At 73.5% G+C, this 11,477-nt stretch carries 9 protein-coding genes; 5 read left to right on the top strand and 4 right to left on the bottom strand.

The window, feature by feature from the left end:
- Window position 1 precedes the first annotated feature (1 nt).
- Window positions 2-502 carry a winged helix-turn-helix transcriptional regulator gene (locus AMYTH_RS0119680; protein ID WP_027931759.1) on the top strand — a complete coding sequence of 167 codons (501 nt, stop codon included), beginning with the start codon at window positions 2-4 and terminating at the stop codon, window positions 500-502.
- Between the two features lie 107 nt (window positions 503-609).
- On the opposite strand, the gene AMYTH_RS0119675 is transcribed toward AMYTH_RS0119680, so the two are convergent.
- Window positions 610-1,986: a DEAD/DEAH box helicase gene (locus AMYTH_RS0119675; RefSeq protein ID WP_027931758.1), complete on the bottom strand. Its 1,377-nt coding sequence runs from the start codon at window positions 1,984-1,986 to the stop codon at window positions 610-612.
- Window positions 1,987-2,200: 214 nt separating this feature from the next.
- On the bottom strand, window positions 2,201-3,133 hold the full coding sequence (locus AMYTH_RS0119670) for a serine protein kinase RIO (protein ID WP_027931757.1): 933 nt from the start codon (window positions 3,131-3,133) through the stop codon (window positions 2,201-2,203).
- Window positions 3,134-3,341: 208 nt separating this feature from the next.
- On the opposite strand from AMYTH_RS0119670, the gene AMYTH_RS0119665 reads away from it, so the two are divergent.
- The gene (locus AMYTH_RS0119665; RefSeq protein ID WP_027931756.1) at window positions 3,342-4,427 is read left to right on the top strand and encodes an NAD(P)/FAD-dependent oxidoreductase; all 1,086 of its coding nucleotides are present in this window, start codon (window positions 3,342-3,344) and stop codon (window positions 4,425-4,427) included.
- Here AMYTH_RS0119665 and yaaA read toward each other — a convergent pair.
- A complete protein-coding gene (gene yaaA / locus AMYTH_RS0119660; protein ID WP_027931755.1) occupies window positions 4,414-5,145 on the bottom strand; it encodes a peroxide stress protein YaaA in 732 nt (243 codons plus the stop codon). The genes AMYTH_RS0119665 and yaaA overlap by 14 nt on opposite strands.
- Window positions 5,146-5,214: 69 nt before the next feature.
- Between yaaA and AMYTH_RS0119655 the strand changes: the two genes are divergently transcribed.
- Window positions 5,215-6,156, top strand: a complete 942-nt coding sequence (locus tag AMYTH_RS0119655; protein WP_027931754.1) for a GNAT family N-acetyltransferase — start codon at window positions 5,215-5,217, stop codon at window positions 6,154-6,156.
- Window positions 6,157-6,210: 54 nt separating this feature from the next.
- Window positions 6,211-7,386 carry an FAD-dependent monooxygenase gene (locus AMYTH_RS0119650; RefSeq protein WP_027931753.1) on the top strand — a complete coding sequence of 392 codons (1,176 nt, stop codon included), beginning with the start codon at window positions 6,211-6,213 and terminating at the stop codon, window positions 7,384-7,386.
- Here the strand turns inward: AMYTH_RS0119650 and AMYTH_RS0119645 are convergent.
- On the bottom strand, window positions 7,374-10,505 hold the full coding sequence (locus tag AMYTH_RS0119645) for a BTAD domain-containing putative transcriptional regulator (protein WP_027931752.1): 3,132 nt from the start codon (window positions 10,503-10,505) through the stop codon (window positions 7,374-7,376). The genes AMYTH_RS0119650 and AMYTH_RS0119645 overlap by 13 nt on opposite strands.
- 77 nt (window positions 10,506-10,582) lie before the next feature.
- Here AMYTH_RS0119645 and AMYTH_RS0119640 point away from each other — a divergent pair, with 77 nt between their 5' ends.
- Window positions 10,583-11,335, top strand: a complete 753-nt coding sequence (locus AMYTH_RS0119640) for a PP2C family protein-serine/threonine phosphatase (RefSeq protein WP_037322611.1) — start codon at window positions 10,583-10,585, stop codon at window positions 11,333-11,335.
- Window positions 11,336-11,477: the final 142 nt, after the last annotated feature.

The raw sequence follows: 11,477 nt of genomic DNA, 5'->3' as shown, positions 1-11,477 counted from the left end.
GATGACGGACGAACGCCGGTCGGGATGCCCGATCAACCTGTCGGTCGAGGTGCTCGGTGACAAGTGGTCGCTGGTCGTGATCCGGGACATGATGTTCGGCAACCTGCGGCACTTCCGGGAGCTGCTGCAGAACTCGCAGGAGGGGATCGCGTCGAACATCCTCGCGTCCCGGTTGCAGCGGCTGACTGAGCTGGGACTGGTGTCCCGCGCCCCGGACCCCACGCACAAGCAGAAGGTGATCTACAGCCTGACCGAACCGGCGATCCAGCTCGTGCCGGTGATGGCGCACCTGGGCGCGTGGGGGCGCAGGCACCTGCCGGTCACCCGCGAACTGGCCGTGCGGGCGGAACTCCTGGAACGCGGCGGGCCGCAGCTGTGGGACGAGTTCATGGACGAGCTGCGCGAACAGCACCTCGGCATCCCGCGTCCCCCGGGCCGGGAGTCGGTGTTCGCGAAGCTGCACAGCGCCTACGAAGCGGCCCTCGCCGAACAGAGCGCATAACCCGCGGCGCCGCGCCTGCACACCGCGAGACTCACGGAAAAGGCCCACTGAACGAAAGAACCGCCGCGACCCCGGGCTGGGATCGCGGCGGTTCCGGGTTCAGCGCGTCAGCTGGCCGACGGCGTGCTGCGACGCGGGCCGCGGCCCGGACGCCCCTGGCGGTAGCCGCCACCGTGACCGCGGTCGCGGTCGCCGTAGCTGCCACCGCGACGCGGCCGCTGCGGCCCGCCGAAGCCACGCGAGCCGCCACCCCGGCGCGGGGCGGTGTCGCGCGGACGGTCCACCACCGGGACGCCGCTCGGCTCGCGGGCGCCGGTGATGTCGGACAGCTTCGCGTCACCGGGCCGCACGACCAGCTGGTCGGCGCGGACGCCGGCCTTGTCGGTCATCCGGCGCACGGTGCGCCGCTGGTCGGGCGTGATCAGCGTGACCACGGTGCCCGACGCACCGGCGCGCGCGGTGCGGCCGGCGCGGTGCAGGTAGTCCTTGTGGTCCGCGGCCGGGTCGACGTGCAGCACCAGGCTGACGTCGTCGACGTGGATGCCGCGCGCCGCGACGTCCGTGGCGACCAGCACCGTGGTGTGGCCGTCGCGGAAGTCCTGCAGGACCCGGTTGCGCTGGCCCTGCGACTTGCCGCCGTGCAGCGCGCCCGCCCGCACACCGCGCTCACGCAGCCGGTCGGTCAACCGGTCCACGTGGTGCTTGGTGCGCACGAACATGATCGTGCGGCCCTCGCGGGCGCCGATCTCGGTCACGACCGACTGCTTCTCCTGGCGCGAGACCTGGAACACGTAGTGGTCCATCGTGTCGACGCTGGCCGTGGCCGGCGCGACCGAGTGCTCGACCGGGTCGTGCATGTACCGGTTGACCAGCTGCCCGACGTCGCCGTCCAGCGTCGCCGAGAACAGCAGCCGCTGGCCGTCGCGCGGGGTCAGGTCCAGGATCTCCCGGACCTGGGGCAGGAAGCCCATGTCCGCCATCTGGTCGGCCTCGTCGATGGCGATGAACTGGACCTCGCTGAGGTCCGCGGTGCCCTGCCGGACGTGGTCGGACAGACGGCCCGGCGTGGCGATCAGCAGGTCGACGCCGCGGTGCAGCGCGTCGGCCTGCCGGGGGAAGGCCATCCCGCCGACGGCGGTCCGGCACCACAGGCCCAGCGCGCGGGCCAGCGGGGTGAGCGCGTCGCTGACCTGGAGGGCCAGCTCACGCGTGGGAACGAGGACCAGGCTGCGGGGTTTCCGCGACCGGGCCTTCCCGCCCTCGAGGCGGGCCAGCAGGGCCAGCCCGAAGGCGAGGGTCTTCCCGGATCCGGTCTGCGCCCGGCCGAGCACGTCGCGCCCGGCGAGCGCGTCCGGCAGGGTCGCCGACTGGATCGGGAAGGGTGCGTCGATGCCGGCCTTGCGCAGGGCCCCGAGCAGGGGCTCCGGCAGGTTCAGGTCGGCAAACGACTGCACGGTGGAAGTGGACTCAAGGGTGATGCTCACGCACTGCCTCTCGGACGTGGTGGTACGTCGCAAGGGAGGCCCGGTGTGCCTGCGCGCAGGCAGGCTGAAGAACAAGTTCGGCGGGCTTTCACAAGGACGAACCCGGCGCGGCTGCGCCATCGGTGGTGTGTCCGCGTCCCATGAAGGGGGCGACCCGAATTCACGTCGCCCGGTTGCGGACTGTGATCAGAATACCTGAAGACCGTCGGGGACCTCACCTCAGCCCCGCCCGCTGCCGCAGGTCGAAAGCCAGGTCATCGGCCTCGACCTGCAGACCCCGCGCGGCAAACCACGCGGAGATGTTGTGGACGTCACGGGTGAGGTACTCCGCTCCTCTCGGATTCGCCACGACATCCACGACCTGGGGCAGGTCGATGAGCACGATCCGGCCCTGGTGGACGAGGATGTTGTAGGCGGACAGGTCTCCGTGCGCGAGCCCCTCCGACGCCAGTACGTCGAGCGCCCCGATCGTCTGGAACCACAGGTCGCGTAGTTCCTCCGGCTCGGGCCGCAGCTGTGCCAGGCGTGGCGCCGCCGTGCCGTCGGGCTCTCCGACGAACTCCAGCAGCAGTTCCGTGCCGTCCCGCTGCACCGGGTACGGCACCGGCGCACCGATCGTCCACAAGCGACTGAGCGCGGCGAACTCGGCGATCGCCCACTGCTCCGCGATGAGGTTGCGGCCGAACGAGGTGCGCTGCGCCATGGCCCGGTTCTCCCGGGACCGGCGCATGCGCCTGCCCTCGAGGTAGCCGGAGTCGCGGTGGAACTGGCGGTGCTCGCTTGATCGGTAACGCTTCGCGGCGAGCAGGCATTCCCGGCTGCGGTCGGGGAGCCCGCGGCGCAGCAGGTGCACCTCGGCCTCCTTGCCGGTCTTGAGGACACCCAGCTCGGTGTCCACGGCGGCCAGTTCGGTGACCAGCCAGACCGGGTGCGGGCGCGGGCCGTGCTCGGCGCTGTCCCACGTCGAGTAGCGGTCGGCGCCGCCGGGCACCGCCGGTTCGGCGTAGCTGTCGTCGCGCACGCGGGCGAGCCGCTGCCGCTCCTGTTCGGTCAGGCGGCCGCTGCGGACGGGGTTGATCTCGTCGTCGAACCGCGGGCGGCGACGACGTGAGCGTGGTGTGAAGTCTTCGAAATCGTGCTGACGCACTGGTGGGTCTCCAAGGCTGAGGGGCCCCACCGGCGCCGTTCGATCAGGCGGGTGGGGCGGGTGGACGGGCGGCGAAGGCACGGCCCAGCACAACGACGGACACAACGCACCTCCTCCACTCGCCACCGGGGCCCAGCGCACCGGCGTTGGCGTGATCATGCCGTCGGCGGTGCTGCGGCCGCAACCGAATTAACGGCAGACTGGCGGCATGCGCGTGATCGTGATCGGCTCCGGGATCGCCGGAGCGAGCACCGCCCACCAGCTCGCCCGCCGCGGCGCCGAGGTCGTCGTGGTGGAGGCCGGCCGCCCCGGGGTGGCGACGGCCGCGGGTGCGGGCATCGTGTGCCCGTGGACCAGCCGCCGCGGCGACGACGAGTACCGCTTCGCCGCCGCGGCCGCCGCCTACTACCCGGAGCTGGTCGCCCAGCTGGCCGAGGACGGCGCGGGCGACACCTCGTTCGAGGTGGTCGGCGGCATGGTCGTGTCGGCGGACCCGGCCGAACTCGACGAGGCGTTCGCCCGGGTGAGTGCGCGCGTGGCCGGGGAACCGGCGGCGGGCGAGGTCTCCCGGCTCGATCCGGCGCAGGCCCGCGAGCTGTTCCCCGCGCTCGCGCCCGACCTGGCCGCGGTGCACGTCTCCGGCGGCGGACGCGTGGACGGGCGGCGGATGCGGCAGGCGCTGCTCGACGCCGCGGTGGCGCGCGGCGCCCGGATCGTCGAGGGCGCGGCGGAACTGAGCGGGCGCGGCGTCCGGGTCGCGGGTAAGGAGCTGGCGGCGGACAAGGTCGTCGTCGCGGCCGGGGCGTGGAGCAGCGAGCTGGTGCCGTCGGTGTCCGTGGCGCCGCAGCGGGGCCAGATCAGCCACTTCGAACTGCCGGGCGCGGACACCGCGCGCTGGCCGGTCGTGCTGCCGGTGTCCAGCCACTACCTGCTGGCCTTCCCCGGCTCGCGGGTGGTCGCGGGCGCCACGCGGGAGACCGGCTCCGGCTTCGACCACCGCATCACCGCGGCCGGCCAGCGGGAGGTGCTGGACAACGCCCTGACCGTCGCGCCGGGCCTGGCCGACGCGACGCTGCTGGAAACCCGGATCGGCTTCCGGCCCGCCTCACCGGACGGCCTGCCGCTGCTCGGGCCGCTGGCGGAGCGGCCGGACGTGCTGATCGCCACCGGCTTCGGCCCGGGCGGGCTGACCGCGGCGCCGTTCGCCGGACGGCTCGTCGCCTGCCTCGCGCTCGGCGAAGACGTGCCGGTCGACCTCGCGCCCTACCGGCCGGAGCGGTTCACCGGTCGGTGATCAGCTCCAGTTCCTGCTCGCCGACCCGGTCGAGCGTGATGCCGGCCCGCTCGGCGGCGCTGATCAGGCCTTCCACAGTGGAGGGTTCGCGGGTGGCGGTCGCCAGCGCGGCGGCGAGCTTTCCCTTGTAGGCCTTGTTGAAGTGGCTCACGGTCTTGCCGCTCGCGGTGACCACGCGCACGGTGATCGCGCGCGGGATCCGGGCCAGCGCGGCGTAGGCGCCGGAGCGCAGGTCGACGATCAGACCGTCCACTTCGGCCAGTGCGGGCTCGAGGACCGGACGCCACAACGACCGCAGCGAGCCGAGCGCGGGCAGGGTGGTGCCGCCGGAGAGCCGGTAGGCCGGGATGCGGTCGTCGCCGCGGGCGATGCCGAACAGGGCGGAGGCGACGGCCAGCCTGCGGTCCGCCTTCGCCCGTGCGGCGGGACGCAGACCGCCGTAGTCGAGCGCGTCGTAGAGCACGCCGGTGTAGCGCTCCAGCGCGGGCAGGGTGGGCGCGCTCCAGAGCGCGCCGTTGCGCGCCACCTCGTCCTCCTGTCGCGCCGACAGCCCCAGCACGTCCAGGCTCTCCGGAACGTTGCCTGCCAGCTCCACGAGCGCGTCGGCCAGCTTGCGCCGCAGCGGGTTCAGCTCGGGGAACGACAACGCGTCGAGATCCAGCGGAGGGCCGTCCCCACCGGCGGCTTTGGTTTCCGAAGGAGGCAGCAGCACCAGCACGGCCAGCAGGGTAACTCGCGGCCGGAAAATCGCTGGGGACGGGCCGGCGGCTGTGCCTACGCTCGGCCGATGACTGTGACCTGGCGCGCACTGCGGCTGGACGACGCCGAAGCGGTGACGGAGTTGTTCGCCGCGGGCGAGAAGGTGGAGCCCACAGGGGAGGAGCACAGCGTCGCCGACATCAGGGAGAGCCTGGAGTCGCCGAACTCCCCGCTGCCCGAGGCGGGGGTCGCCGTGCTGGACGGCGACCGGATGATCGCCTACGCGATGACGGCACGCCGGACCGCCGCCGATCCGGTGCACCACATGCGGGTCGAGTCGATGGTGCACCCGGACCACCGGACGAATGCGCTCGGCGCGGAGCTGCTCCGGTGGTACGAGGAGGCGAGCTCCGAACTTCACCGGAAAGTGTTCCCGGGAGCGCCGCTGGAACTGCACGCCATGGCGCACGACAACCAGCGGTGGTACGCGTCGGTGCTGCGCCGCGGCGGCTACGAGCACGTGCGCACCTTCCTCGACATGGCGGCGGACCTGTCCGCCCTGCCGTCCGTGGAGTCCACGGTCGAGCCCGTCCGGTACGAGCCGCGGCACGAGGAGGCCACCCGGCTCGCCCTCAACGAGGCGTTCCGCGAACACTTCGGCAGCGCGCCGCTGACACCCGAGCTGTTCCGGCACCGCGTCACCGGCAGCGCGGGGTTCCGGCCGGAGCTGTCGTTCCTGACCCTCGACGGCGACCGGGTGACCGCGCTGGTGCTGTGCGTCGAACGCGGCGTGGCCGACGGCGAGGTGGTCGTCGAGTACGTCGGCACCCTGCCCGAGGCGCGGGGCCGCGGCGCGGCGAAGAGCCTGGTGGCTCGGGTGCTGCGGGAGGCTCGCGAGTGCGGCTACCGGCGGGCGGTGCTGGGTGTGGACGGCGCGAACCCGACCGGCGCGCAGCGGGTGTACGAGCGGTGCGGCTTCGCGGTGACCGGCCACTGGCACGTGCACGCGCGCCCGGTCAGCGGACGGTAAGCCGTCGGTCAGCGCTCCTGGCGAAGCTCGGGTCAACCGAGTTGAGGAGCTTCGATGAACAGGACAGTGCTGATCTCCGGTGCGAGCATCGCAGGCCCGTCCACGGCGTTCTGGCTGAACCGCCTGGGCTACGCGACGACCGTGGTCGAGCGGGCGCCCGCCCTGCGTGAGGGCGGGCAGGCCGTCGACTTCCGCGGCGAGCAGGTGTCGGTGCTGCGGCGGATGGGGTTGCTGGAGGAGATTCGCGCGCACCAGACGTCGATGGGGGAGCAGCACATCCTGGACGCGTCCGGGAAGCGCGTGGCGAGCCTGCCTGCGTCGATGATCAGCGGTGAGGTCGAGATCCAGCGCGGGGACCTGAGCCGCGTGCTGTACGAGGCGACGAAGGACCGCACCGAGTACGTGTTCGGCGACTGGATCACGTCGCTGACGGAGACCGGTTCGGGTGTCGAGGTGACGTTCGCCCACGGCGCGCCGCGGACCGTCGACCTGGTGATCGGCGCCGACGGGCTGCACTCGGGCGTGCGGGCGCTGGCGTTCGGCCCGGAGTCGCGGTTCCGCACCGAGATGGGCTACGCGTGCGCGGGGTTCAGCGCGCCGAACCACCTGCGGCTCGACCACACCGGGCTGATCTACAACGTGCTCGGCCGGGGCGTGACGTACGCGGCGCAGGACCCGGACGGTCCGGCGAACATCGGTTTCGTCTTCGCGGCCGACGGCCTGACCTTCGACCGCAAGGACGAGGACCAGGTGAAGCGGTTGATCGCCGAGGTGTACGACGGCGTCGGCTGGGAGGTCCCGCGTCTGCTGGAGGGCCTGCGCGACGCGGCCGACCTGTACTTCGACGAGCTGGCGCACGTGTACCTGCCGCGCTACACCAGCGGCCGGGTCGCCCTGGTCGGCGACGCGGGCTGGGGCGTCGGGCCTGGCGGTGGCGGCACGGGACTGGCGATGATGGCGGCGTACGTGCTGGCGGGCGAGCTGGCCGCCGCGGGCGGGGACCACGCCGTGGCGTTCGAGCGGTACGAGTCGGAGGTCCGCCCCGCCGCCGAAGCGGGCGCGAAGCAGGCGAAGGGCACCGGCCCGTTCCTGGCGCCCCGCACCGCGCGCGGTCTGTGGCTGCGGAACCAGTCGCACCGCATGCTGACGACCCGCGTGTTCTCCGGGGTGTTCGACAAGATGACGCTGAAGGCGGCGAACACGTTGAAGCTGAAGGACTACGGGATCTGAGGCTCCCGGGAGTTGAGGGCTTCCGAGATCTCCTCGAAGGACATGGCGGCGCCGCGGTCGTGGGCGGCCGCGAAGGCGTCGGCGCCCAGCAGCTTCTGGCAGCCCGCCGCCACCGCCGCCACGTCCTGGTCGTGCGGCCTGGTGGCGCTCCGCAGCGCCACCGCCATTCCCAGCTGCTCGGCCGCCCGCTCGGGGTCGCCGTCGAGCAGGGTCATCCCCGCCTGGCCCTCCAGCGCGTCCGCGATGTCGGTCCGGAAGTGCTGCGCCAGCGTGATGTCCAGCGCCTGCCGGTGCCGCGCCCGCGCCTCCGCCCAGTCGCCCGTCGCCTCGGCGAGCCTGCCCATCGCGGTGAAGGTCCGGGCGCTCGCCGCGTCGCTCTGCCAGTCCGTCCCCAGCATGGCCAGCGCCCGCTCGAAGTGCGCCCGCGCCCGCGCGAAGTCACCGCGACGCCGGGCCAGCTCGCCGAACCCGCGCTCGGTGAGGCCGAGCAGGGTCGAGGCGCCCGCGCGCCGCGCGAGGTCCGCCGCGTGGCGGTGACCGGCCTCGGCGTCGGTCAGGTCGCCGTCGCGCAGCAACCGGTCCGCCCGCCGCGCCCACAGCTCGGCCAGCTCCTCCGTCGCGTTGAGCTGCCCGAGCAGGTCCATCGCCTCGTCGACGAGCGCGGTGGAGCGGTCCCGGTCACCGCGCAGGTCCGCGAGCTCGGCGAGCCCGTCGAGCACCTGCGCGGTGCCCCACCGGTCGCCGATCCGCCGGAACAGTCCGAGCGACCTCGCGAACGCCTCTTCGGCGCCCGCGCTGTCGCCGTTGAACAGGCGCAAGTAGCTCGTCGAGAAGTGCACCAGCGCCTGGAACCACGGATCGTCGTCGTCGAGCATGGCCTGTTCCAGCTCGTTCGGCCGCCGCGCCGGGCTGGGCGGACCGGCGAACAGTGCCCAGTAGACGAGCAGGTACGGCTGCCGCAGCGGCCACGGCAGCGACGGCACGATCGAATCGACCCGCCGCAGGTGCTCGTCGAGGCCGGGCGATTCGGCGGGCGCGGCGTTGAGCACGCACAGCACGTACTCCTCCGCCAGGTCGCCGGGCGGTTCCGGGCCGAGGTTGGCCAGCAGCCGCGCGGCGAGCGGCGCGACTTCCGTGCGCACGCCCTGCAGGCGCCAGTACGACGACAACGCGCCGACGAGCCGCAGCGCCAGCGCGGTGTCCGACTCGACCGCCCAGCGCAACGCCGCGTGCAGGTTCGCCCGCTCGGCGGTCAGGCGGGCGAGCCACTCGATCTGCTCGGTGCGGCGCAGGTGCGGGTCGGCGGTCTGGGCGAGTGCCAGGAAGTGGCTGGCGTGCGCCCTGGCCACCGCGTCCCGTTCGCCCGATTCGTCCAGTCGCTCGGCGCTGAACGCCCGGATCGTCTCCAGCATCCGGTAGCGCTCACCGGAAAACTCGATGAGCGACTTGTCGACAAGACTGTCGAGGAGGTCTTCGGTGTCCGGTTCGGACAGTCCGCACACGCTCGCGACCGCGTCCATCGTCGCCCCGCCGGAGAAGATCGCGAAGCGGCGCACCAGGTTCTGCTCCTCCGGCGCGAGGAGGTCCCAGCTCCAGCCGACGACGGCGCGCAGCGTCTGGTGCCGCGGCGCGGCGGTGCGGCTGCCCTTGGACAGCAGGCGGAACCGGTCGTCGAGGCGGGCTTCGAGCTGGTCCAGCGGCAGGGTCCGCAGGCGTGCCGCGGCGAGTTCGATGGCCAGTGGCAGCCCGTCGAGCGCGGCGCAGATCCGCCGCACCCGCTCGGCCGAGTCGTCGTCGAGCCGGAACCCGGGCCGCACGGCGGCGGCCCGTTCGGTGAAGAGCCGCACCGACTCGTAGCCGGTGGCCTCGGCCGCGCCGGCGCCGCGCGGCGGGGACGCGAGCGGGGGCACGGCGCACAGCGCCTCGCCGGTGATGCCGAGTGGCTCGCGGCTGGTGGCGAGCACGCGGAGTCCCGGGCTCGACGAGAGGAGCCGGTGCACGAGCTTCGCGGCGTCGGCGATGACGTGCTCGCAGTTGTCGAGGATCAGCAGCAGGCGCCGGTCGGTGAGCGCGGTCTCGATGCGCCCGACCGGGTCCGGCGGGGCGCCGCCGGTGGGGAACAGGCCGGTCTCCCGCAGGCCGAGCGCGGTGAGGACGGCCTGGGCGACGTCGGCGGCGCTGGTGACGGGCGACAGGTCGACGAAGCACACTTCGCCGTCGGCGCGGCCACCGGCCTCGATGGACAGACGGGTCTTGCCGGCGCCGCCGGGGCCGGTCAGGGTGACCAGGCGGCCGGTGCCGAGCAGGCCGGCGATGCGGGCCAGTTCCGGTTCGCGGCCGATGAAGGTGGTGAGCTGGGCGGGGATCTTCGGCGGTTCGGGTGCCGGCTCGGCGCGCAGCACGGCGAGGTGCGTGGCGGCGAGTTCCGGGGACGGGTCGGCGCCGAGTTCGTCGGCGAGCACGCGCCGGGCGTCCTCGAAGACGGTGAGCGCTTCGGCTTGGCGGCCGTTGGCGGCGAGCGCGCGCATGAGCAGGACGCGGGGCCGTTCCCGCAGGGGGTGCGCGGCGCACAGCTCGGTGAGTTCGCCGATCACCGCGCGGGATTCGCCGATGGCGAGGTCGGCTTCGGCGCGGTCCTCGACGGCGGCGACGCGCAGCTCGTCGAGGCGCGCGGCCTGGGCTTCGGCGAAGGGCGCGTCGCGCACGTCCGCGAGGGCGGGGCCGCGCCAGAGGTCCAGGGCGTCACGGAGCAGCTTCGCGGCGCGGGCGTGTTCGTTGGTGGTGAGGGCTTGGCGTCCCTCGCGGGCGAGGCGGGTGAAGCGGTGGAGGTCGACGCGGTCCGGTTCGACCGCGAGGCGGTAGCCGGCGGGCTGGGATTCGATGTGGGCGTGGTCGCCGAGTTTGCGGCGGAGGCGGGACACCTGGGCCTGCAGGGCGTTGGCCGCGTCGCCTGGCGGGTGGTCGCCGTAGAGGCCGTCGATGAGCCGGTCGGTGCCGACGACGCGGCCGGCGTCGAGCAGCAGGAGCGCGAGGAGGGAGCGCGGCCGCGGACCGCCGAGGGGCACCGGGTCGCCGGCCGCGGAGCGCGCCTCGACAGGACCCAGGACGGCGAACCACACCCCGCGATTGTGGCGCATGGCGCGCCGGACGGGGTGAGGCTGTGCCGCGGTTCGCGGGCCGCTGCTTTACTTCACTCATGGAACCTGGGCCGCTGACGATTTCCTACGCCGTGGCTTCCGACGTCGGGCAGCGACGCGAAGCGAACGAGGACTCGGTCTACACCAGTCCGCGTCTGCTCGCCGTCGCCGACGGGATGGGGGGTCACGTCGCCGGTGAGGTCGCCAGTTCGGGCGCGGTCGCCGCGATCGCCGCACTGGACGAGCGCCTCGAGGCGGAGTCCGCGAAGGCCGACGTGGAGGCGCTGGCGGCCGCCGTGTCCGACGCCGGTGCCCGCTTGCGGGCCCAGGTCGAGGAGGACAGCCGGCTGCAGGGCATGGGGACCACGCTGACGGTGCTGGCCTGGGACGGCACGTCGTTCGCGGTGGCCCACGTCGGGGATTCGCGGGCGTACCGGCTGCGCGAGGGCGAGCTGACGCAGGTGACGCGGGACCACACGGTGGTGCAGGAGCTGGTGGACCAGGGCCGGATCTCGCCGGAGCTGGCGATGAGCCACCCGCAGCGTTCGGTGCTCACGAGGGCGCTCCAGGGCGCCGGCGAGCCCGAACCGGACCTCTTCGTGGTGGACGCAAGGCCCGGCGACAGGTACCTCATCTGCTCCGACGGCCTCTCCGACGTCGCGACGCCGGAGCAGCTGACCGAGGTGCTGACGACGGTGCCGACCCCGGAGGAGGCCGTGCAGAGGCTGGTGGAGCTCGCCAACGCGGGCGGCGGACCGGACAACATCAGCTGCATCGTGGCCGACGTGGCCGAGACGAGCGCCACCCCCTGACGCGGCTGATGTAGCGGGCTAGAGCGACATGGCCGACGTGGCCGACCCGGCCGACGTGGCCGGCTCGGCCGACGTGGCCGACTTGGCTGGCTCGGGCTGGCCTGGTCCGCGTGGCCGGCGCGGCCGGCTCGGGCTGGCCTGG

Source organism: Amycolatopsis thermoflava N1165 (assembly GCF_000473265.1).
GTDB lineage: Bacteria > Actinomycetota > Actinomycetes > Mycobacteriales > Pseudonocardiaceae > Amycolatopsis_E > Amycolatopsis_E thermoflava.
The sequence above is the reverse complement of the archived record's forward strand: the minus strand, read 5'-3'. Positions and strand labels throughout refer to the sequence as shown.

Excerpts from the sequence above, each read along its gene's own strand:
- AMYTH_RS0119665 (WP_027931756.1), top strand. The coding sequence starts at position 3,342 with ATGCGCGTGATCGTGATCGGCTCCGGGATCGCCGGAGCGAGCACCGCC.
- AMYTH_RS0119650 (WP_027931753.1), top strand. The coding sequence starts at position 6,211 with ATGAACAGGACAGTGCTGATCTCCGGTGCGAGCATCGCAGGCCCGTCC.
- AMYTH_RS0119655 (WP_027931754.1), top strand. The coding sequence starts at position 5,215 with ATGACTGTGACCTGGCGCGCACTGCGGCTGGACGACGCCGAAGCGGTG.
- AMYTH_RS0119680 (WP_027931759.1), top strand. The coding sequence starts at position 2 with ATGACGGACGAACGCCGGTCGGGATGCCCGATCAACCTGTCGGTCGAG.
- AMYTH_RS0119640 (WP_037322611.1), top strand. The coding sequence starts at position 10,583 with ATGGAACCTGGGCCGCTGACGATTTCCTACGCCGTGGCTTCCGACGTC.